The sequence below is a fragment of the Sedimentitalea sp. XS_ASV28 genome, from assembly GCF_041224545.1.
Taxonomy (GTDB): domain Bacteria; phylum Pseudomonadota; class Alphaproteobacteria; order Rhodobacterales; family Rhodobacteraceae; genus Sedimentitalea.
Genome location: NZ_JBGFGP010000163.1, coordinates 95,537 through 116,134, shown reverse-complemented (window position 1 = coordinate 116,134; position 20,598 = coordinate 95,537). Strand labels below are relative to the sequence as shown.

At 60.5% G+C, this 20,598-nt stretch carries 24 protein-coding genes, 3 tRNA genes and 1 pseudogene; 9 read left to right on the top strand and 19 right to left on the bottom strand.

The genetic code is table 11. The features are described from left to right. Nucleotides 1–11: 11 nt before the first annotated feature. The 5 genes from AB9K34_RS18670 to AB9K34_RS18650 all read right to left on the bottom strand — a co-directional run bounded on the left by AB9K34_RS18670 (nt 12) and on the right by AB9K34_RS18650 (nt 3,011). Nucleotides 12–521 carry a DUF1772 domain-containing protein gene (locus AB9K34_RS18670; RefSeq protein ID WP_369955935.1) on the bottom strand — a complete coding sequence of 170 codons (510 nt, stop codon included), beginning with the start codon at nt 519–521 and terminating at the stop codon, nt 12–14. 71 nt (nt 522–592) lie between these two features. Then, nucleotides 593–976, bottom strand: a complete 384-nt coding sequence (locus tag AB9K34_RS18665) for an N-acetyltransferase family protein (protein ID WP_369955934.1) — start codon at nt 974–976, stop codon at nt 593–595. A gap of 140 nt (nt 977–1,116) precedes the next feature. Further along, the gene (locus AB9K34_RS18660; RefSeq protein WP_369955933.1) at nt 1,117–1,587 is read right to left on the bottom strand and encodes a DUF2948 family protein; all 471 of its coding nucleotides are present in this window, start codon (nt 1,585–1,587) and stop codon (nt 1,117–1,119) included. Beyond that, nucleotides 1,584–2,852, bottom strand: coding sequence for a UDP-N-acetylglucosamine 1-carboxyvinyltransferase (murA, locus tag AB9K34_RS18655; RefSeq protein WP_369955932.1), 1,269 nt, complete (start codon nt 2,850–2,852; stop codon nt 1,584–1,586). The genes AB9K34_RS18660 and murA overlap by 4 nt, the downstream gene beginning before the upstream one ends. Next, nucleotides 2,853–3,011: a hypothetical protein gene (locus AB9K34_RS18650; RefSeq protein WP_369955931.1), complete on the bottom strand. Its 159-nt coding sequence runs from the start codon at nt 3,009–3,011 to the stop codon at nt 2,853–2,855. An 83-nt stretch (nt 3,012–3,094) separates the two neighbouring features. On the opposite strand from AB9K34_RS18650, the gene AB9K34_RS18645 reads away from it, so the two are divergent. After that, nucleotides 3,095–3,169: transfer RNA gene (locus tag AB9K34_RS18645), tRNA-Thr, on the top strand. A 917-nt stretch (nt 3,170–4,086) separates the two neighbouring features. Here the strand turns inward: AB9K34_RS18645 and AB9K34_RS18640 are convergent. Together AB9K34_RS18640 and AB9K34_RS18635 are read right to left on the bottom strand one after the other, a co-directional pair. After that, nucleotides 4,087–4,239 (bottom strand): annotated as a pseudogene (locus AB9K34_RS18640) (DDE-type integrase/transposase/recombinase); the annotation flags it as partial. Nucleotides 4,240–4,569: 330 nt separating this feature from the next. Further along, nucleotides 4,570–4,646 (bottom strand) — tRNA-Arg (locus AB9K34_RS18635). 112 nt (nt 4,647–4,758) lie between these two features. On the opposite strand from AB9K34_RS18635, the gene AB9K34_RS18630 reads away from it, so the two are divergent. The 3 genes from AB9K34_RS18630 to AB9K34_RS18620 all read left to right on the top strand — a co-directional run bounded on the left by AB9K34_RS18630 (nt 4,759) and on the right by AB9K34_RS18620 (nt 7,492). Further along, nucleotides 4,759–5,784 (top strand): LacI family DNA-binding transcriptional regulator, encoded by a 1,026-nt coding sequence (locus tag AB9K34_RS18630; protein ID WP_369955930.1) that lies wholly within the window; start codon nt 4,759–4,761, stop codon nt 5,782–5,784. Then, nucleotides 5,781–6,983, top strand: coding sequence for a winged helix-turn-helix domain-containing protein (locus AB9K34_RS18625; protein ID WP_369955929.1), 1,203 nt, complete (start codon nt 5,781–5,783; stop codon nt 6,981–6,983). Before AB9K34_RS18630 ends, AB9K34_RS18625 begins: the two co-directional genes overlap by 4 nt. Nucleotides 6,984–7,261: 278 nt before the next feature. Beyond that, nucleotides 7,262–7,492 carry a glycine zipper 2TM domain-containing protein gene (locus AB9K34_RS18620; RefSeq protein WP_369956009.1) on the top strand — a complete coding sequence of 77 codons (231 nt, stop codon included), beginning with the start codon at nt 7,262–7,264 and terminating at the stop codon, nt 7,490–7,492. Nucleotides 7,493–7,736: 244 nt separating this feature from the next. Here the strand turns inward: AB9K34_RS18620 and AB9K34_RS18615 are convergent. Then, nucleotides 7,737–7,813: transfer RNA gene (locus AB9K34_RS18615), tRNA-Arg, on the bottom strand. 1,037 nt (nt 7,814–8,850) lie between these two features. On the opposite strand from AB9K34_RS18615, the gene AB9K34_RS18610 reads away from it, so the two are divergent. Next, nucleotides 8,851–9,480: an outer membrane protein gene (locus AB9K34_RS18610; protein ID WP_369955928.1), complete on the top strand. Its 630-nt coding sequence runs from the start codon at nt 8,851–8,853 to the stop codon at nt 9,478–9,480. Nucleotides 9,481–9,661: 181 nt separating this feature from the next. On the opposite strand, the gene AB9K34_RS18605 is transcribed toward AB9K34_RS18610, so the two are convergent. Both AB9K34_RS18605 and hisF read right to left on the bottom strand, forming a co-directional pair. Then, nucleotides 9,662–9,982 (bottom strand): phosphoribosyl-ATP diphosphatase, encoded by a 321-nt coding sequence (locus AB9K34_RS18605; RefSeq protein ID WP_369955927.1) that lies wholly within the window; start codon nt 9,980–9,982, stop codon nt 9,662–9,664. Further along, nucleotides 9,979–10,740, bottom strand: coding sequence for an imidazole glycerol phosphate synthase subunit HisF (gene hisF, locus AB9K34_RS18600; protein WP_369955926.1), 762 nt, complete (start codon nt 10,738–10,740; stop codon nt 9,979–9,981). Before hisF ends, AB9K34_RS18605 begins: the two co-directional genes overlap by 4 nt. Before the next feature lie 122 nt (nt 10,741–10,862). Between hisF and AB9K34_RS18595 the strand changes: the two genes are divergently transcribed. After that, the gene (locus tag AB9K34_RS18595) at nt 10,863–11,315 is read left to right on the top strand and encodes a DUF302 domain-containing protein (protein WP_369955925.1); all 453 of its coding nucleotides are present in this window, start codon (nt 10,863–10,865) and stop codon (nt 11,313–11,315) included. Between the two features lie 8 nt (nt 11,316–11,323). Here AB9K34_RS18595 and AB9K34_RS18590 read toward each other — a convergent pair whose 3' ends face one another. After that, nucleotides 11,324–11,797 carry a DUF2867 domain-containing protein gene (locus AB9K34_RS18590; RefSeq protein WP_369955924.1) on the bottom strand — a complete coding sequence of 158 codons (474 nt, stop codon included), beginning with the start codon at nt 11,795–11,797 and terminating at the stop codon, nt 11,324–11,326. Continuing rightward, nucleotides 11,797–12,519, bottom strand: coding sequence for a 1-(5-phosphoribosyl)-5-[(5-phosphoribosylamino)methylideneamino]imidazole-4-carboxamide isomerase (gene hisA / locus AB9K34_RS18585; RefSeq protein WP_369955923.1), 723 nt, complete (start codon nt 12,517–12,519; stop codon nt 11,797–11,799). The genes AB9K34_RS18590 and hisA overlap by 1 nt, the downstream gene beginning before the upstream one ends. A gap of 130 nt (nt 12,520–12,649) precedes the next feature. Between hisA and AB9K34_RS18580 the strand changes: the two genes are divergently transcribed. Then, nucleotides 12,650–13,036, top strand: a complete 387-nt coding sequence (locus tag AB9K34_RS18580; protein ID WP_369955922.1) for a DUF2147 domain-containing protein — start codon at nt 12,650–12,652, stop codon at nt 13,034–13,036. 9 nt (nt 13,037–13,045) lie between these two features. On the opposite strand, the gene hisH is transcribed toward AB9K34_RS18580, so the two are convergent. Together hisH and hisB are read right to left on the bottom strand one after the other, a co-directional pair. Beyond that, nucleotides 13,046–13,684: an imidazole glycerol phosphate synthase subunit HisH gene (hisH, locus tag AB9K34_RS18575; protein WP_369955921.1), complete on the bottom strand. Its 639-nt coding sequence runs from the start codon at nt 13,682–13,684 to the stop codon at nt 13,046–13,048. Nucleotides 13,685–13,688: 4 nt separating this feature from the next. After that, nucleotides 13,689–14,276, bottom strand: a complete 588-nt coding sequence (gene hisB / locus AB9K34_RS18570; protein ID WP_369955920.1) for an imidazoleglycerol-phosphate dehydratase HisB — start codon at nt 14,274–14,276, stop codon at nt 13,689–13,691. Nucleotides 14,277–14,582: 306 nt separating this feature from the next. Between hisB and AB9K34_RS18565 the strand changes: the two genes are divergently transcribed. Continuing rightward, nucleotides 14,583–14,822 (top strand): Lrp/AsnC family transcriptional regulator, encoded by a 240-nt coding sequence (locus AB9K34_RS18565; RefSeq protein ID WP_369955919.1) that lies wholly within the window; start codon nt 14,583–14,585, stop codon nt 14,820–14,822. A 9-nt stretch (nt 14,823–14,831) separates the two neighbouring features. Here AB9K34_RS18565 and AB9K34_RS18560 read toward each other — a convergent pair whose 3' ends face one another. The 3 genes from AB9K34_RS18560 to AB9K34_RS18550 form a co-directional block, all read right to left on the bottom strand. Then, entirely contained in the window at nt 14,832–15,566 is a 735-nt protein-coding gene (locus AB9K34_RS18560; RefSeq protein ID WP_369955918.1) for a VWA domain-containing protein, read from the bottom strand. A 74-nt stretch (nt 15,567–15,640) separates the two neighbouring features. Next, nucleotides 15,641–16,222 (bottom strand): hypothetical protein, encoded by a 582-nt coding sequence (locus AB9K34_RS18555; protein ID WP_369955917.1) that lies wholly within the window; start codon nt 16,220–16,222, stop codon nt 15,641–15,643. Then, nucleotides 16,219–16,506 (bottom strand): hypothetical protein, encoded by a 288-nt coding sequence (locus AB9K34_RS18550; RefSeq protein ID WP_369955916.1) that lies wholly within the window; start codon nt 16,504–16,506, stop codon nt 16,219–16,221. The genes AB9K34_RS18555 and AB9K34_RS18550 overlap by 4 nt, the downstream gene beginning before the upstream one ends. Before the next feature lie 212 nt (nt 16,507–16,718). On the opposite strand from AB9K34_RS18550, the gene AB9K34_RS18545 reads away from it, so the two are divergent. Next, complete coding sequence (locus tag AB9K34_RS18545) at nt 16,719–17,528, top strand: DUF3800 domain-containing protein (RefSeq protein WP_369955915.1); 810 nt, start codon at nt 16,719–16,721, stop codon at nt 17,526–17,528. Between the two features lie 7 nt (nt 17,529–17,535). Here the strand turns inward: AB9K34_RS18545 and parE are convergent, their stop codons facing one another. After that, nucleotides 17,536–19,491: a DNA topoisomerase IV subunit B gene (parE, locus tag AB9K34_RS18540; RefSeq protein ID WP_369955914.1), complete on the bottom strand. Its 1,956-nt coding sequence runs from the start codon at nt 19,489–19,491 to the stop codon at nt 17,536–17,538. A 98-nt stretch (nt 19,492–19,589) separates the two neighbouring features. Continuing rightward, a complete protein-coding gene (locus tag AB9K34_RS18535; RefSeq protein WP_369955913.1) occupies nt 19,590–20,522 on the bottom strand; it encodes an AEC family transporter in 933 nt (310 codons plus the stop codon). Nucleotides 20,523–20,598 lie beyond the last annotated feature (76 nt).

Here is a 20,598-nt window from a genome sequence, read left to right as displayed (position 1 = left end):
ACGACCGCGCCTCAAGAGGCAACGGCGGGCCGGGGCAGGGCGACAAGTCCGAACCCGACGCATGCCAATGCCACGGCCGATGCACCGGTTCGAATCTGGTTCCAGACCTGCCAGACCTGTGAATAGTCGGACCAGATCCGGGATGCCTTTTGCGGGTCGAGTGGCGTTGCCAGGGTGCCGAGCGCTTCGTTCATCGGAACGTTGACCTGCATGGTCAGCAGAAGGCCGCCAGCGATATAGATCACGGCGGCCAGCGCAAACCACGTGCATGACCGCGCCGCGCCACAGCGCCACGCGATGCCCGCAGTCAAGAGCAATGCGATCGGGGTGCCGAAAAAGGCGGGAGCGAAGACGGCATTGCGTACCGAGGCATTCATTGCCTGCATGGCATTGATCGCCACATTTGGGTCGATCTGGTCGAGACCCCACATGGTGGAGCAGACCCACGCGTAGAAAAATCCGAAGATCGCACCGCTCAGCAACAATGAAACCACCGACATGGGATAGAGAAGAAACCGCATAAATAAACCCTGCGTCTGAAACGAGTATTGTCATTCAACGCATGGCGGGGTGATCTCCGTCGCCTCCGCGACTAAATTCCTTCCTGTTGGTCAGTCGCGGGCGGGCGTCGCGGAATGCAGACGTAAAACCAGTCATCCTGTGGCCCATCTTCGGTGATGATGGCGTTTGGACAGCGCCCCTCGCGTCGAAACCCGTGCCGTTCATAGAATGCAACAGCGCGCGGGTTCGCGGCGGCGACGAAAAGTTCAAGCTGCCAGATGCCGTTTTCGCTCGCATGATCGAACAGCGTCGTCATCAGGGCATCTGCCGCACCACCGCCCTGCGCAGACGGCGCGACATAAAAGGCTTCGATGGTCGCCCGATGCCGCGCGCGTTCGAATGTTACCTGTCTGATCGCGGCGATGCCGACGGGCGTCTGGTCGTCGAACACACCGTAGCGACCGCCCAGGGCCATCTGTCTTACGTCCTGCTACCTGCTGACAGAAGCGACCTCGGCTTGCGACGACAGGAATGCTTGCGGGAACAACCGTACTCCTTCGGCGCGCAGGGTCCGCCAGAGCCCGACGTCAGCCGATCCGAGCGGACGGGCCGTGGTCATTCCGGGTGGTCCGGCGTTTTTCCGGACGGTGCGACATAGGGCCGTGTGACGTCCTTGAGCGTGATATCCAGCGCTTCGATCTGCAGACGCAGTGCACCGTCGCCTGCGAGGGTCAACACCAGATCACCCGCGCTTTCCTCGCCGGCCGTGAACTCGATCGCAAGCACGGACAGGATAAGGTCATTTTCGCCGCGATCGATCCCCTGCGACGATACCGCGACCACGTTGTCGATCACGAGCAGCGATTGCACACGTTCGGGCGCATGGCGGTCGCGAGCGGCATCTTCCCAACGAAACCGGTTCAGCAGTATCGCAAAGCGGTGTTGCCGCGCCTGCCACTGCATCTCTGTAATCGGAAATATCGCATCCTGCACGAGCGACGAGATCACCCGCAGGTCGTCGGTATCCTGCGCCCCGAGGTTCAGCGGCCGCTCGCGGCCATCTTCGAATGTCGCGTCCTGGGTCACTGTTCTTTGATCCGTTTGATTTTTGCACCCACGCCTTCCAGTTTGCGCACCACGTGTTCATAACCACGATCCAGATGATAGACCCGGCTGACCAGCGTTTCGCCCTCGGCCGCCAGCCCCGCAAGGATCAGCGACACGGAAGCACGCAGATCGGTCGCCATCACCGGCGCGCCCTTGAGGCGGTCAACACCCGTCACCGTTGCGGTTCCGCCATGCACGTCGATCCGGGCGCCCATCCGCAGCAGTTCCGGCGCGTGCATGAAGCGGTTCTCGAAGATCTTCTCTTCCAGCACGCTGACGCCGTCGGCAATGCAGAGCAATGCCATCATCTGTGCCTGAAGATCGGTGGGAAAACCGGGAAAGGGCTCGGTTGTCACGTCGACTGCCCGAACCACATCGCCGCGGCGTTTGACCGCGAGGCCCCCCTCGGTCTCGCGCACGTCGATCCCTGCCTCGTCCAGCTTTTCACAGAACGCTCCGACCAGGCTCATCCGACCGCCGAGCAATTCGACCTCGCCACCACATATGGCCGGGGCGAGCATGTACGTGCCCAGTTCGATCCGATCGGTGACCACCGGGTGCGTCGCCCCATGCAGCCGGTCGACACCCTGGATGGTAATGGTCGATGTCCCTTCGCCCTCGATCTGCGCCCCCATCTTTTTCAGGCAGTCTGCAAGGTCGACGATCTCGGGTTCGCGCGCGGCATTGGTGATCACGGTCGTCCCCCTGGCCAGCGTTGCCGCCATGAGCGCGTTTTCGGTGGCGCCAACCGACACCAGCGGAAAATCGATCCTGCCGCCCTTCAGCCCGCCCGGCGCGCGGGCATGGACATACCCGTCTTTCAACTCAAGCTCCGCTCCCAGTGCCTCCAGCGCCTTGAGGTGCAAATCGACCGGGCGCGCACCGATCGCACATCCGCCCGGAAGCGAAACGATCGCATGACCGTCCCGCGCGAGCATCGGGCCGAGCACGAGAATCGATGCGCGCATCTTGCGCACGATGTCGTAATCGGCGGTGTGGTTGTTCAGATCGTGACTCGACATGGCCAGAACCTGCCCATCCTGCAACTGGCTGACCTCCGCACCGAGCGAGCCGAGAAGCGCCGTCATCGTACGGATGTCGCTGAGCCGTGGCGCATTGGTCAGGGTCAGCGGCTCATCGCTCAACAGGGTTGCGGGCATCAGCGTCAGACAGGCATTCTTGGCACCTGCAATCGGTATCTGTCCGGACAGGGGGCCGTTCCCCGTCACCAAAATCGAATCCATCTACTCTTTGTCCTCGTTCTTCTTGTCACTGGCCTCTTCCGCACGGGCCCGCGCCTGCGCCTTGCGACGCGCCAGATTCGCCTTGAGCGCCGCCTTGAGACGCTCCTCTCGGGTCTGACCGCGTGACTTGTCCGGACGGGAAGGGGATTTGCCTGTCATGCCCCTCTGTAACGCAGAGCCCAAAAAGGGTCCAGATTGTCCTTGCAGGCCATCCCGTTTCCGTCTAATGACCCGCGCACGGCGCTGCTGTAGCTCAGAGGTAGAGCACTCCCTTGGTAAGGGAGAGGTCGAGAGTTCAATTCTCTCCAGCAGCACCATCTCGCTTTTATCCCCCGAAATTCCCGCCAAGCACCTGAGAAGGAATGATAATTCGGGAGATCCATACGCCCCATTTTGACCGTATTTCAGTGGCTCTGAAAAGACCAACCTAAGCACTGTCTGACGCATGGCGAAGTCACCATTTTTGTAAATATTCCAAGGGTTTGAGAGGAAGCGGAGCGTTAGCTCCATACAATCCTCCAGCCTCGCATTGGTCGGCACCTCTTTTGCGGCCTTTTCGGCCAAAACAAGCTACTGCCGTTCCAGCTTCTCGATCCGATCTTCGAGCTTGAGCAGACGGTACGGTTGGAAGCGTCGACCAGCCGATCCAGTAGCTATTCGATTTGCTTCTCGGCGTCCTTGAACTGACGCTTCCACTCATCACGTGCTTCATGCTCCTGCAGGGCGCGCATCTCCCAAGCATCGGTGAACATCGCCTTGGGTCGCAAAGCGGCCAAGCTCGGAAGACCGGACCACCGGGCAAGTTGGTCGGACGACTTTGCCAGTCTCCCGATCGATCACGGCAGAGCGCTCGGAGGCTCGTGAAACAAAGCTGGTTAAACGGTCGTATTCTGAGCGATGGGCCTTCGTGCCGTCGGTCAAAAGATTGTGGTTTCCAAGGCCAGTGTGCTGCCGCCTGCCGCGCAATTCGCCTGAAATCGCTGATATTCAACTTTCCACCATTGGATTTCGCCAGTTTTTCTAGCCGCTTGAACCGGCCTGAGGGCGCTTCATTTCGGCCGAGGTGTTTCGAGATCGCGTTGGCAGAGCCGAAGATGGCAGGCGCTCCAGCGGCTAAGTCTTTGTTGGTTGAGCCTACCCGACCCCTTTCGGTCAGGCAGGCGACGACGGCGGCCTCGATACGGCACTCCACAAGCGACCGCCACGAAACCAACTCATTCACCGGGAAGCCGGGGATGGATAGATATTGCGAGCCGCGGTCACTGTGATGCACCAGCCCCATGGCCTTTGTCGGCCTTCGGTCTTGGACTGCCTGCTCCAGAGCATCCAGGAGGAAATCTTTCTGCGCTGAGGTGCTGGCGCGCCAGCCGACGATCTTGCGGGCATAACCGATGCAGCGGCACGCGTGCTTGATGTTGCCGGGGATATGCTCGGAAATACTCATACCAGCGCCGCCCCAGTGCATTGCCAAGATGGGGAAAAGCGCGATATAATTGCCGCAGAAGTTGACGCGTGCTAGCCCGTCTTTTTCAACGCCGCTTGGGATGCCAGTCCCGGCGGCGTTTTCGTTTACTTCAGCAGAACATTAGCGAACAAACTGTACGTGATTTGTATGTGAAGCAGGTGCCACGGCAGGATTTGTTCCTGTCACGTTCTGCCATTTGGTGTTTTGGGTGGTTTTGCCAATCTTGCAAACCATTTGATTTGCTTGATTTTGTGGCGACCCCGGCAGGATTCGAACCTGCAACCTGCCCCTTAGGAGGGGGCTGCTCTATCCAGTTGAGCCACGGGGTCGTGCGGTCCTCATAGCCCGGAAAAAGAGGATTGTCATGGGGTTTGGCGCAGAGTTGATCCCGCAGCCTTGTTCGCGATAACCTCGGCGCAGGTCACATGGAGAGATACGCCCTTGTCGCTTGATTCCAAACGTCCCCTGACGCTGCGCGATGTTTCCGAAGCATCCGGCGTTTCCGAAATGACGGTCAGCCGTGTGCTGCGCAACCGCGGGGACGTGTCTGACGCGACCCGGGGCCGGGTGCTGGCGGCAGCCAAGGAACTCGGGTATGTCCCGAACAAGATCGCGGGGGCCCTTGCCTCCAGCCGCGTCAACCTCGTCGCGGTCATCATACCCTCGCTTTCGAACATGGTGTTTCCCGAGGTTCTCACCGGTATCAACCAGGTTCTGGAAGACACCGAACTGCAACCGGTTGTCGGGGTCAGCGATTATCTGCCGGAAAAGGAAGAGCGTGTCCTGTACGAGATGCTGTCCTGGCGGCCATCCGGCGTGATCATCGCCGGGCTCGAGCATTCGGATGCCAGCCGCGCCATGTTGCGTGCCGCGGGAATCCCGGTGGTCGAGATCATGGATACCGACGGGGTGCCGGTTGATGCGATGGTCGGCATTTCACATCGCCGCGCCGGGCGCGAAATGGCGACCGCGATCCTGAAAGCGGGCTATCAGCATATCGGGTTCATGGGGACCAAGATGCCGCTGGACCATCGTGCACGCAAGCGGTTCGAGGGCTTTACCGAGGTGCTGGCCAAAAACGGTGTCGAAATCGAGGACCGCGCCTTTTATTCCGGTGGTTCCGCGCTCGCCAAGGGGCGCGAGATGACGCAGGAGATGCTGCAACGCACGCCCGAGCTGGATTTTCTATATTATTCCAACGACATGATCGGCGCGGGGGGGCTGCTATACCTGCTCGAGCAGGGCGTCGACGTGCCCGGACAGATCGGGTTGGCGGGCTTCAACGGTGTCGAACTGCTGCAGGGTTTGCCGCGCAAGCTGGCAACGATGGATGCCTGCCGGCTGGAAATCGGTCGGACCGCGGCCAGGATCATCGCCGATCGCCTCGCCGATCCGGAGGGCGATCATGCCGACAATATCACCCTGACGCCAACCATTGCATATGGCGATACGCTAAAGCGCCGATGAGCGCGCCGACACTTGGCAACCGGGCTGCACGTCGACTGTTTCTTGACCGGCACGCGCTTGCCGAGCAGCCGGTTGGCCCGGCCCGGGGACAGAACCTTTATGATCTGATCCACCGGCTGGGTTTTGTTCAACTGGACAGCATCAACACCCTGGCCCGTGCCCATGACATGATTCTGTTTGCGCGACGTCCGACCTATCGGCCGGGCAACCTGAAACGGCTGTATGAACGCGACCGGATGCTGTTCGAGCATTGGACCCACGACGCCGCGGTCATACCGATGGCGTTCTATCCGCATTGGCAGTTGCGGTTCCGGCGCGACGCGGTGCGACTGAAACGACAATGGCGCAGCGGGCGTCGGGAGGGGTTTGAGCGGCAATTCCGCTCCGTTCTGCAACATATCCGCGATCATGGCCCGGTCTGTTCGTCGGATGTCGGCCAGGATGAGAAAAAGGGGAGCGGAGGCTGGTGGGACTGGCATCCATCGAAGACTGCGCTGGAATATCTGTGGCGCAGCGGGGCGCTGGTGGTCATCGGGCGCGATGGGTTCCGGAAACGCTATGATCTGACCGAGCGGGTCATGGATGTTGCAGCAGAGAGCCCCGAGCCCGGCGACACGATCGATTGGCTCTGTCATGCGGCGATCGACCGGCTCGGCTTTGCCACATCCGGAGAAATTGCCCGCTTCTGGGACACGGTGACCACGCAAGAGGCGCGTGATTGGTGTGCACGTGCACTGGAGCGCGGCAGCCTGATAGAAGTCGATATTCAAGGACATGATGGCAGATCGCGCCGGTGTCTTGCACGACCGGATGTGTTCGACGGGGCAGAGGACGTCCCTGTGCCGCCGGGTCGTATGCGCATCCTCAGCCCGTTTGATCCAGCCTTGCGCGATCGCAGCCGGACCGAACGCTTGTTCGGGTTCCATTACCGCATCGAAGTTTTCGTTCCCGCGGATTTGCGCAAATACGGATATTACGTGTTCCCGTTGCTTGAGGGTGACCGCCTGATCGGGCGCATCGATGTCAAGGCGCAGAGAGAGTGTCAGAGCCTTTGCGTCACTGCGCTTTGGCCAGAGCGCGGGGTGCGCTGGTCAGACGCGCGTACGCGGCGCCTGATGGCCGAGCTTGACCGCGTGCGCCGGTTTGCCGAACTCGATGACATCCGGATGGCAGAGGGATGGCTGCGAGAGCCGGGATAAAACGCAAGTCTCCCTTCGCTGATCAGCGCCTCCCCGGCTGACCGCGGGTATACACGGTGCCTGGCCGATGTGCCGGTATGATCTCATGTACACCAGAGCCGACCGAACAGAGCGGATTGGTGGAACGATTTTTCACTGTCGCGCGATGTGATGAACGGCGAGAAGATGCCGATGTCGCGGGGCGGTCGGGTAGCACCTCTCTTTACCGGGAATCGGCAAGCGGATATATTTCACGCACAGGCTAGACGTGAAACAATACAATAATAGTGGTGAAACCGATGAAAAAAAGCAGTATTTTGGCAATCATTGCGACGATGGGGCTGTTGCAGGCTTGCGATACGACGCCGGCTCAGGAAAGGCAGATCGGATGCGCGGGGGCCACAGTTGCGGGTGCTGTGCTTGGCGGCGCCGTTGGCAACCAGTTCGGCGGCGGCAGCGGCAAGGACATCCTGACCGCAGGCGGCGCCGTCGCAGGAGGCATGGCGGCGAACAACGCAGCAGGCTGCTGATCGAGTTCGTTATGCGCGATTGCGGGGTATTCCCGCTCTGCAATCGCTTACAGGAAATTATCAGATCCGTCTTGGTGGGCCTCGTTGCGACTTCATGTCAGTCGCTGAGCTGTGCGACAGCATTGTCCACGCAGCACGTACGGAAATGCTCCGTAAAGTCTTTTTCCACGTCTCCGACCGCTCAGAACCCGAGTGGTTACAGCGAACAATTTTGTCGGTATGCAGTTACCAGAGTATTGATTGGTGGCGACCTCGCCGCGACTCGAACGCGGAACCTGCGGTTTAGAAGACCGCTGCACTATCCAGTTGTGCTACGAGGCCGGTGCGTCATCATTTAAACGAATGGCCGCCGAGGTACAATGGACCTGTCGCGGTTTGACGCAGCCCGTTCGACATCATCAATTGCACCGCGAGAGTTTTGGCTAAGGGACTGACGCTTAAGGACGAAATCCAATTTGATATGATGCGGGATTCGCTGATGCGCGAGCAGATAACTGGGGGGCGGACATTGATCTTTCAATGCAGAACAAATGGGGATTGCGCATCCTGGCAAGGGCGTCTGCCTGACGAATAGCCGGACCTTGACCGTGGAGATCAGCGGATCTGGCGGGTAAAGGCCATGAGGTTGATGCCTTCCACGGGAAACTTGTGTGACCGTACTTGGGGCTTGCGTAACGATCGCAATCGTCCGTCAGCCGAAGGCGAGACAGCGATCTGGCCGATCTGGCTCAGGTCGGGGGTAAGTCCGTCGCAGCTTGGGCAACGGCCGCAGCCATATATGGGCGAAGCGTTGAAAGACCAAAGAGATATGCAAGGTCACCACCGATAACCCCCAAACGTCAACAGCGCGCCGAAGCCGTTTGACCAGAACTTCCACGCAATGGCAGCGATAGTCTTCCGAGGCGTGATGTGAAGGCGCTGACCTTCGGAGAAGCGTGAATTCAAACCGGACGTGCCCGCAGGATGGTCGATTAACGAGGTTGTCCGGTGCCGCCCCGATGCGAATCGCGTGGCATCAAGGTGCAGATTTCAGTTTGCGACGCCAAATGCGCTGTTGCGTGCGAAATGGGTGCTCACGACAATGATTCAGAGTGCAGCAAACCGTGATTGATTTCGCGATTTGGGGGTAAAAACGTCAAGTCATGTTCACGCAATCGTGTCGGAAATAGCGTTGCGTGACAGAACTTTGCCGGTGTTGTTACACCCGTGAGCCAAGATTGGCTCATGCGGCCGAACTTTTTTCTGAAACGCCTTGTACGGCGCCAAATGGCTTCTATGTACGCGTACTGAGCCGGCAGAGACCAATCACAAGCGTCCGGTTTGAAAGACAATACAACTACTCCGAAGGAGCAACAGTAATGATTAGAACAACAGCACTCGCTATGCTCATGTCCACCGCCGCAGGCGTTGCGGTTGCAGGCAACACGGCGCCCGCACCGGTAGATCCGGTTATCACGGTTCCGGCCCCGGTCGTCGAAGCACCGTTCTGGGAAGGCTTCTACCTTGGTGGACAACTCGGATACGCGTTCAGCGATTTCAACATCGATTCCAACACCATCAGCGATTTTGACGAAGACAATGTCATCGGCGGTATCACCGCAGGTTACCTCTGGTCGCTTGGCAATGGCTGGTACATGGGTCCCGAATTCCAGTACGACCTCACCGACATCTCGGTGACCGACGCAGACACCGGCACCACCACGTCGCTCGACGGCGTTGCGCGCCTGAAGCTGCTGGCCGGTTACGAACTGGGTAACGGCATGCTCTATGGTAACGTCGGCTTCGCCTATGCGGATTTCGACAGCCCGGATTCGGTGCTTGATTTCGATTCCAACAGCTATGTGGTCGGTATCGGCTATGACTGGCGCGTGGGTGACAACTGGACCGTTGGTGCGGAATACATGTACCAGACGTTCGACGGTGCCGGTTCCAACGGCGGTGATGTCGATCTGAACTCGATCTACTTCAAGGCGGCCTACCGCTTCTGATCCGATCGAGAGGTCAGAACCTGACTTCGAAAGGGCCATTGCAGGGAGACCTGCAATGGCCTTTTTCATGCGTTGTCCGGTCTAATGGCGCGGCCTATAGCATTTCGCGATAAACCTGAAACACCTAACGCTGCCTGAAATCAAAGATTTCAACGCGTTAGTTGATGCGAGATGTTTCAAGTTAATCGCGAAACGCTCTAGATGCCTTTTCCGCAATCCCGCTGGTGCCCTGACGGCGGGCCAGTTCGGCCAGCACATCGTCCAGCGGCACATCCCGTGCCTGCAGCATGACCAGCAGGTGAAAAAGCACATCCGCCGCCTCCTTGGTCAAGGCGCCGCGATCGCCGCGGACCGCTTCGATGATCGCCTCGACTGCCTCTTCGCCGAACTTCTCCGCGCATTTTTCCGGCCCCTTTGCCAACAGTCTGGCGGTCCAGCTGCTTTCGGGATCCGCGTCCTTGCGTGCGGCGATCGTGGCGGCGAGATCGGTCAGAACGCTCATGTCAGCCTCATCGGGATGCCCGCGTCTGCCATGTGCTGCTTGGCCTCGCGGATGGTGTAATCGCCAAAGTGAAAGATCGATGCGGCGAGCACGGCACTCGCGCCGCCTTTGGTCACGCCCTCGACCAGGTGATCGAGCGTGCCGACACCGCCCGAGGCGATCACCGGGATGTCGACCGCATCGGAAATGGCGCGGGTCAGCGGAAGGTTGAAGCCCGCGCGGGTGCCGTCGCGATCCATGCTGGTCAACAGGATTTCGCCCGCCCCCCTGGCGGTTACGGTTCGGGCAAACTGCACTGCGTCGATGCCGGTCGGCTTGCGGCCGCCATGGGTGAAGATTTCCCACTTGCCGGGGCTGACTGTCTTGGCGTCGATGGCCACGACGATACACTGGCTGCCAAACTGGTCGGCGGCCTCGGCGACCACGTCGGGGCGGGCGACGGCGGCAGAGTTGAAGCTCACCTTGTCGGCCCCGGCCAGCAGGAGATCGCGCACATCCTCACGGGTGCGCACGCCACCGCCCACGGTCAGCGGGATATAGCATTGCTCGGCGGTGCGCCGGACCACGTCGAACATGGTGCCGCGGTTTTCGTGGGTCGCGTGAATGTCGAGAAAGCACAGCTCGTCGGCGCCGGCGGCATCATAGGCGCGGGCGGATTCGACGGGATCGCCGGCATCGACGAGATCGACAAAGTTGACCCCCTTGACCACGCGGCCATCGGCGACGTCGAGACAGGGTATGATGCGGGTCTTGAGCATGTCCGGTCCTTTTGGTCCATCTCCTAAAGGCAAAGCCGTGCCGATACCAGAGATGTGATTGGACCCCCGCGCGGTATCGTGAAGACATGCACGCGGGACAACCCAACAGGAGAGAGATCGACATGCGAGGAAACACCATATTGGCGGCGGCGATGGCCCTGTCTGGCGCGGGGCAGGCGATGGCCGATGACCTGGTGAAGGTCAGGACCGACAAGACCGTGGACGCGGCGATGGATGCGCTTCAGGCCGCCGTCGAAGGGGCCGGTGCAACGGTTTTTGCCCGCGTCGATCACGCCGCCGGTGCAAGAAAGGTCGAAATGGAACTGGGCGATGCGCAGGTGCTGATCTTTGGCAATCCCAAGCTGGGCACGCCGGTGATGCAGGCCGATCCGCTGGCCGGGTTGTTTCTGCCGCTCAAGGTGCTGGCCTATGCGGATGCCGACGGGCAGGTCTGGTTCGCCTACGAGGATCCCGAGGATATGCTCGATGATCTGGCCATCGACGACAATCTGCCGGCCATCGGCATGATGCAGGGGGCGCTGGCCAAGCTGACGGGCAAGGCGGCAGAATCGTGATGAGCGGCTTACCGGTGCGCTGATCTGGCGTGTTTGGCGACGCGCGCCAGCATGTGTTTCGTTATGAAAACGTGAAACGGCATGACCGCCGCCAGATAGGCGCGCCCGAGCCAGTTGTGACGATGCACCCATGTCGCGCAATGGACATGGCCATCGCGCGACAGGATGCTGATCCGGAAATCCAGGTGCTTGTCGTCAAAGCCGAGCACGAGTTCCTGTTCGGTGTCCTTGCAGACCGGAAAGATCGCGATGCTGTCCTTGCCGGAGCCTTCCCCTCTGAGGCCGAACGGCCACATGATGATCTGACGCAGAGCAAGCAGGGCGCGGACCCAGAGCGGAAATTTCATCGCGATTTGCGCCGCCGCGCGGGGTGGATAGGTAGCCTTCACGCGATAACCGTCGATAAAGTCGCCGGGGCGATGCAGTGCCCAGAGTGCACTGTCCGGAGGCAGCGGAACTGTTTCGACCGACGGAAACAGCATCAGTCTCTGAGCGCGGCCAGCGCGTCCTGCAGGTTCAGCGCTCCGTCATAGAGCGCGCGTCCGGAAATCGCACCGTTCAGCTTGGCGCCGCAATCCCGCAGAGCGATCAGATCCGCGAGCGAACTGACACCGCCCGAGGCGATGACCGGAATCGAAACGGCGCGGGCGAGCGCGGCGGTGGCCTCGATATTCGGCCCCTGCATCGCGCCGTCACGGTTGATGTCGGTATAGATGATCGCGGCGACACCGGCATCTTCGAAGGATCTGGCGAGATCGGTCACCTCGATATCGGTTTCCTCTGCCCAGCCCTTGGTTGCCACCATGCCGTTGCGCGCATCGATGCCGACCGCCACCTTGCCCGGAAAGACCCGCGCCGCTTCGCGCACGAGATCGGGATTCTCGACCGCGACGGTGCCGAGGATCACCCGCGCCAGACCCTTTTCGATCCAGCTTTCGATCGTTGCCATGTCGCGGATACCACCGCCAAGTTGCGCCGGCACGTCACAGGCCGCGAGAATCGCTTCGACCGGCGCGGCATTGACCGGCTCGCCCGCAAAGGCGCCATTCAGATCGACAAGGTGCAGCCATTCGCAACCGGCGTCGACAAAGGCGCGGGCCTGCGCCGCAGGATCGTCATTGAATACAGTGGCCTTGTCCATCTCACCGCGCACAAGCCGCACGGCCTGTCCGTCCTTGAGGTCAATGGCGGGATAGAGAAGCATGTTGCGGCCTTTCACTGGAGAGTCGGCGCGATATGGCATGGTGCAGCGCGGGAATGCAATGCGACCCAAGGTCAGTCTTGCCAGACTCGCGCGCGGTGAGCAGAGTATCCGCATATGGGAGGATTGCACGATGAAGAAGCTGCTTCTGGGCGTCACGATCGCGCTTGGTCTGGCCGGGATGGCGCTGGCCGATCCCGCCGAAGGCACGTGGAAAACCGAGGTGGACGACGGCTCCTATGCCTATGTCGATATGAGCATGTGCGGCGCCGCAATCTGCGGTGTCATCGCGCGGACATTCAACAGCGATGGCGAATACGCCTCGCCGAATATCGGCAAGACGCTGGTGATCGACATGGTGCCGGGCGGCGACGGTTCCTATGCGGGCAAGGTGTGGCGACCGTCCAACGACAAGATCTATGTCGGCAAGATGCAGTTGAACGGCAACTCGCTGGCCCTGCGCGGCTGCGTGGCCGGTGGTCTGATCTGTTCGAAACAGACCTGGAGCCGGATCAACTGATCCCGCCGCTCAGGGCGACCAGCGCAGAAAGTTCGAGATGAGCCGCAGACCGGTGGCCTGGCTTTTCTCCGGGTGGAACTGCATGCCCAGCATGGTGTTCCGGCCGATGACCGCCGTGACGTCGCCGCCATATTCCACGTGCGCCAGCCGATCGTCGGGATTTGAAACGTCGAACTGGTAGGAATGGACGAAATAGGCGTGATCGCCCGTTGTCACACCATCAAAGACCGGGTGGTCGGTGTCGATGATCAGATCGTTCCAACCCATATGTGGAACCTTGAGGGCCGGGTCTGAGGGGGCGATCCGCACGACTTCGCCATCGACCCAGCCGAGCCCCCGCGTGTCCTCGTATTCGCGCCCCCAACTGGCCATCAGTTGCATGCCGACGCAAATTCCGAGGAATGGTCGGCCACGGGTCTCGACCGTTTCGACCAGCGCGTCAAACAGCCCCGAATGCCCCCGCAATGCCGCGGCGCAGGCCGGAAAGGCCCCATCACCGGGCAGCACCACGCGGTCGGCGCGCGCAACCTCATCCGCGTCGGACGTGACCACGACTGTGCCGGCGTCAACTTCGCGGGCCATCCGTTGAAAAGCCTTTTCGGCGGAATGCAGGTTGCCGCTTTCATAATCGATGATGGCGGTCAGCATGACGTCACAGCGTGCCCTTCGTGGACGGGACGGCATCTGCTTTGCGCTGATCGGGTTCGACGGCTTCGCGCAGCGCGCGGGCGACGGATTTGAAGGCCGCCTCGGCGATGTGGTGGCTGTTCAACCCGTGCAGGGCATCGACATGCAGCGTGATGCCGCCATGCGTCGAGAATGCCTGGAAGAACTCGCGCACGAGTTCGGTATCGAAAGTGCCGATCTTGGCGGTGGGCATGGCCACGTTCCAAACCAGATAGGGGCGCGCGGACAGGTCCAGCGCGGTGCGCACAAGCGCATCATCCATCGGCAGCAGGCAGGCGCCATAGCGCCGGATCCCGCGCTTGTCGCCAAGCGCTTCGGTCAGGGCCTGTCCCAGTGCGATACCGACATCCTCGACCGTGTGATGATCGTCGATGTGATGGTCGCCCTTGGCCCGTATCGTCATGTCGATGAGCGAGTGCCGGGCAAGCTGGTCCAGCATGTGATCGAAAAAGCCGACGCCCGTCTGGTTGTCGTAGCTTCCCGATCCGTCCAGATCCAGAGTCACCGAGATATCGGTTTCCGCCGTTTTACGGGTTACGGTCGCGTTGCGCATCCTTGGTCCTCGCTGCCGGTTGCCCGGTCCTTATAGATGCTGGACCGGGCAGGTAAAGCCGTCACCGACCTGCGCCGACCCCGAAAACGGGGCGATGTTGTGTGTGCCGGCGTGCGAAAGGTCGTTTCCGATGAAACGCACTCGACCCACCGGCAAATGTGATGTCGATCCGTAAAGGGGGTTTCCCGATCCCACTTCGCCACGCCGGATGCCCGGTAATTATTTCGCCAGTCTGCACTGCCGAGGGGGATTGCACCTGTTCGCACCCCGTGCCAGCCTGTCTCCACAATCAAGCAAGGCCCGCCCATGTCTACCTGTGTCTACGTCCAGATCCGTTGCAAGCCCGGCACCACCTACAAGGTGGCCGAGGAAATCGCCCTGCGCGAAATCCACTCTGAACTTTATTCCACGAGCGGTGACTACGACCTGCTGATGAAGCTCTATATTCCCGAGAGCGAAGATGTCGGGAAATACATCAACGATCATTTGCTCGACATACCCGGTATCGAACGGTCGCTGACCACCATGACCTTCAAGGCCTTTTGACCGCTGCGCTCATATGCGCGTGCGCCGCGCGCCTGCATCGCTGATCACCGGACAGCTCAGCGTCTGTCGAAGCGCCTGCACGAGTTCATCGACGGTTTCGGTCGAGAGATACAGCCCGCCGGTGCGATCCGCGAGACAGCGTGAGGGGCTGGACGGGACGTCGAAATCGGGATTGCCGTCGCCACCCTCCCATCCGAAAAAGCTGCCCCGCACCTTGAACCCGATCACATGCACCACGAGAGACGGGGCGCTCCTTGCCAGTTCCGCGGCCAGTTGGCACGGGGCACCGCCGCACGTCTCTTTGCCGTCGCTGACCACAACCACGACCCCGGGACGTTCCGGCGCGCCAAGAACGCGGGCGGCCTCGGCCACGGCGCGGCTGAGCGCGGTGTTGCCGTCCGGTTCGATCGCGTCGATCTCGGCGAGGATCCGCGCCGAGGCATCCGGCACCGGGGACAGGCGCAGGGCGACATGGCTACAGGCCTGTTCATCGGCGCCCGGCCCGTAGGTGATCAGCCCGACATTGCGAAAAGGTGTGATGTCGGGCAGCGCCTTGTGCAGCGCAGCGCGCGCGTCGACGATACGCGGCATGTCTATCCCGTTGTAACCCATCTCTGCCATCGATCCTGAGGCATCGAAAACCAGCATCGCGTCGGCATTGCAGCGCTCCTGCGACCAGGCGGTGCCGGTGCCGCCCGGGGCGAGCGTGGCGCAGAGCGCGAGCGTGACGATCTTTTGCTTCATGCGGAACCTCCGGCCCAAAATATCGCGAGACGCGCATCGAACGTCCATTACACATTGGTCCCGATGCAACGGGGTCAGGATGCAAACGGGTCGTTGGTTTGGGGGCTGCGTTCCCGTGACGCGGCGGAGCGGGCGTCGCGCGCCTTGCGGTGAAATTCATGGCATTCGCGCACCGCGGTGAAGGCGTTGTTCGACCCGGAGAGCGAGAAGGTCCCGAGCGTCTGGCCCGCGCGCCGCCACAACATGACGCGCTCGCGCTTGAATTCCCGGGTGAATTGGCGGGCCGAGGGGGTATCGGCATCGATCAGGATGTGAAATCCCGGATATCCGTTCAGCACCACCCCATCCATGTTCAGCGTCCATGCCGCCTGATCTCCGAACCGCAGGCGCACGGGATATTCCTCGCCATGCTCGATCATGTCCCACGCGGAGTTGAGCAGCGTGACATCCAGCGCCGGATTGCCGCCCTTGCCGTCAAAGCCGATGAAGAACGCGGTTTCCTCGTCAAACAGCGTGAAGGCCTGACAGCCCTTGGAGCCGGGGTAATAGGCCACATCCCACCCGTCGACATTGGCCCAATCCACCGGTTCGGCGCGCGCCCCGGTTGTCAGCAGCGTGACCGCGAAGAGAGAGGGAAGGACGCGGGTGCGGATCATCTGAGCCCGGCCATGGGTTTTCCAAGCCGGAACGGCGCGGCGTTGCGGTCGAACGCATCGGTCAGCGCATAGGCGATCCCGATCTGCCGGTCGAGCCGGGACCTGTCGGACGTGCAAAACCCGGCGAGAACGGCGGTTACCGCACCCAGCACCACCCAGAGCAGGTCGGCCAGCTTCCACGCCCGCGATCCCGCAGGCGCATAATCGATTGCGGACGTGCTGACACAGCCCAGGACAAAGCAGGCAAAGCGCAGGGCAAGCTGATGATCCAGAACAAAATTCATCCGGCGGAGTTTACGTCGCAAAACGCCGGACGCAAGATTGCAGTTTGTGTTTGCTGTCGCTGCCTCGCGAGAAAGCCGCGCCAGAGACCCGGCGCACTGTTGCAGGATCGAAGGGGCGGCTGAACTGCATTAGTTTGGGGCGTGGTTAATGCGAAGTAAGACCTATCGAAATTGTCTTGCACTGAAGAAACTGCATATGTTGTATCTTCAATATGCGATGCACAGTTTTCATTGATGAGAGCGGCGATACCGGTTTGAAAAAAGTACGCCAAGGCACGGGGAACGGAGCGTCACCATACTTCGTTCTCGCCGCATGTGTGATGCCAGAGGCCACGCAGATTTTGGCAAAAAAAATGCTTAAAGAACTTGAAGATACTTTTGGCAGGCATTGGAAACACGCAACAGATTTAAACCACTCGCAAACTGTCTATTTTTCCAGAAAATCAGTTGAGCTGAACCTCCGATTCTTTGCGGTGGTCTCAAAAAAGGCCACACTGGAAGCCTATGCTGAAGAGATTTCTTGGAAACCGCATAAGTTCTATAACAAATGCACCCAATATCTGCTTGAAAGAGTAGGCGGATATCTCAGAGGAAAAGGGCTTTTCGATAGTGATCCTGATGTAGTCTTCGAAGGACGCAATCATGATTTCGATGCGCTTCGGCGATATGTCGGGAAAATAAAGGACGATCCGCAGCATGCCGAAGCGAAGAATATTCAGTGTTTCAATCCCTTCGGGTTTGTTGAAAGAGCAAAGCACGAAGAGCCTCTGCTGAAGTACGCAGACTTAGCTGCGCACGCGGTTTATCAGTGTGTAAACAAGACACCCAACAACTATAATATTCCCGAGCCAAGATATATTGCTGAACTACAATCAAGATTTGGTGCTGATGTCAGCGGGAAAGTGCTGGGTGCCGGGTTAAAGTGCATTCATTCAATAGAGAGCATTAAATTTGATGCGGATGTGCGATCAAAAATCGAAAGCCTACGGGCTATGCCGAGAGTTGCGATGAAACATCGATAACCCCACTTCAAACATCCAACTCCTCCACGAACCGCGCGTTCTCCTGGATATACTGGAATCGCATCTCGGGCTTCTTGCCCATCAGCCGTTCCACCAGATCGCCGGTTTCTCCGGGTTCGTCTTCGTCGATGGTGACACGGATCAGTTTGCGGGAGTTCGGGTCCATCGTGGTTTCCTTGAGGTCCTTGGCGTCCATTTCGCCAAGACCCTTGAAGCGCGAGACATCGATCTTGCCCTTGCCGCCCAGACCCTTTTCCAGCCAGGCGTCGCGCTCGGTCTCGTCGGTGCAATAGACACGTTTTGCCCCCTGCGTGAGCCGGAACAGCGGCGGGCAGGCGAGATAGAGGTGCCCGGCGTCGATCATCGGGCGCATCTGGGTAAAGAAGAAGGTCATCAGCAGCGACGCGATATGCGCGCCGTCCACGTCGGCGTCGGTCATGATGATGACCTTGTCATAGCGCAGGTCGTCCACGTTGAACTTGCTGCCCAGCCCGACACCAAGCGCCTGCGTCAGATCGTTGATCTCGGCGTTCGATCCCAGTTTGGAACTGGCCGCGCCGAGCACGTTGAGGATCTTGCCGCGCAGGGGCAGCAACGCCTGTGTCTTGCGGTCGCGTGCCATCTTGGCCGAGCCGCCCGCGCTGTCGCCCTCGACGATGAACAGTTCCGTGCCCTCGCGGCTGTTTGACGAACAGTCGGTCAGCTTGCCCGGCAGGCGCAGTTTCTTGGTGGCGGATTTGCGGGCGGTTTCCTTTTCCTGTTTGCGGCGCAGACGTTCCTCGGCCCGCAGGACGAGGAAGTCGAGGATCGCCCCGGCGGATTTTGTATCGGCGGCGAGCCAGTTGTCGAAATGGTCACGGACCGAATTTTCCACCAGCCGCTGCGCCTCGGTCGTGGCGAGACGGTCCTTGGTCTGGCCGACGAATTCAGGCTCGCGAATGAAACAGGACACCAGCGCACAGCCGCCGGTGATCAAGTCGTCGCGGGTGATCTGGCCGGCCTTCTTGTTGCTGACCAACTCGCCATAGGCCTTGATTCCCTTGAGAATGGCGGCCCAGAAGCCCGCCACATGGGTGCCGCCCTCGGGTGTGGGGACGGTGTTGCAGTAGGACTGGATGAACCCATCGCGCGAGGGCGTCCAGTTGATCGCCCATTCGACCTTGCCGGGAGTGTCGAATTTTTCCCTGAAGTCGACGGTGCCGGAGAACGGTTTGTCGGCATAGGTGCTGGCCGTGCCGAGCGTTTCGGTCAGGTAGTCGGAGAGGCCGCCGGGGAAATGGAAGCTCGCCTCGGTCGGGGTCTCGCCGTCGTCTATGGCGGATTTCCAGCGGATTTCGACACCCGAGAAAAGATAGGCCTTGGAGCGGATCGATTTGAACAGGCGGGCGGGCTTGAAACGGTGGTGGCCGAAGATTTCCTCGTCGGCGTGGAAAGTGACGGTGGTGCCGCGCCGATTGGGGGCGGCGCCGACCTTTTCCACGGGCCCGAGCGGAATGCCGCGCGAGAAGCGCTGTTCGTAGAGTTCCTTGTTGCGGGCGACCTGCACCACCATGGAATCCGACAACGCGTTTACCACCGAGGCACCGACCCCGTGCAGACCGCCCGAGGTTTCATAAGCCTTGCCCGAGAATTTGCCGCCCGCATGCAGGGTGCAGAGGATGACCTCCAAAGCGGATTTTCCGGGGAATTTCGGGTGCGGGTCGATCGGAATGCCACGGCCGTTGTCGCGGATGGTGACGGCGTAATCCTCGTGCAGTTCGACCTCGATACGGTTGGCGTGCCCGGCCACGGCCTCGTCCATGGAGTTGTCGAGCACCTCTGCCACGAGGTGATGCAGCGCCCGCTCGTCGGTGCCGCCGATATACATGCCGGGACGTTTGCGCACCGGTTCCAGGCCTTCGAGCACTTCGATCGAGGAGGCATCGTAATCGGAGGGGCCCGAGGGCGTCAGGAGATCGTTCATACCGCTGCTCTGTTGTTGTTTTGCGTATTATGGCAAGTTGGCGGGCAATGGGGAAGGGCGAAGGTGACGGCTGGTCGCGGTGTCATGTGCCGGTGATCTCAGCCCAGCAGTGTCAGCCACATCCAGATGCTGAACAGGGATGTGCCGGTCGCGATCAGCACCGAGGAGGCCGCGACCCGTTTGGCGCGGCCATACATGCTGGCGAAGATATAGGCATTGACCCCCGGTGCCATCGCCGCGTTCAGAACGCCCGAGCGAAACATGTCCTGCGGCAGCGAGAACGCCCGGCCGAACAGCCAGACCAGCGCGGGATGCATCATCAGGGCGATGACGCAGACATAGGCGATGGTGCGCAGGTCGCCTTCGGGGCGGTATTGCACCAGCAATCCGCCAAGCGCGAAGAGGGCGCAGGGCAGGGCGGCACGGGTGATGATCGACAGGGCATCGTCCGCGACCTCGGGGATGGTGAGACCGCTGAGATTGAACAGGAAGCCGAGCGCGATCCCGAGAATCAGCACGTTTTTGAACATCGCTCTTAGCGTCGCGCGCGCGGTATCGATACCGCGGCCCCCGCGATTTGAGACGATCTCCATCGCGGTGATGCCAAGCCCGTAACAGAACGGCGCGTGAAAGGCGATAATGGCATAGTTTCCGGCGAGGCTGTCCGCACCATAGGCCCGTTCGGTAATCGGCAGCCCCAGGAGAACGGAGTTCGAGAACAGGCAGCAGAAGCCGATGGCGATGCAGTCTTCCCAGTCGCGGCCGAAGAGGAAGCGGGCACCGTAAATGCCGAGCAGGAAGCAGATCAGGGCGCCGCTGTAGAAGCTGATCAGCAGGCCTATGTCGAGCCCCCTGGAGAGATCCAGCGTGGCGATGGCACGAAACAGCAGGCAGGGAATTGCAAACGCCTGTGCAAAGCGCATCAGCGCTTCCATCTGGTCGAGCGAAAAGTAGCGATACCGCGTTGTCAGGTAGCCGGAGCCGATGACAAGGAAAACGGGCAGGATGACGGTGATCAGTGTCTGGAACATCAGCGAGTGCCGTGGCCGCGGTGAAGGAGGGGAGCCTCCGGCGGGAGTATTTGGACAAAGATGAAGGGCTGGATGC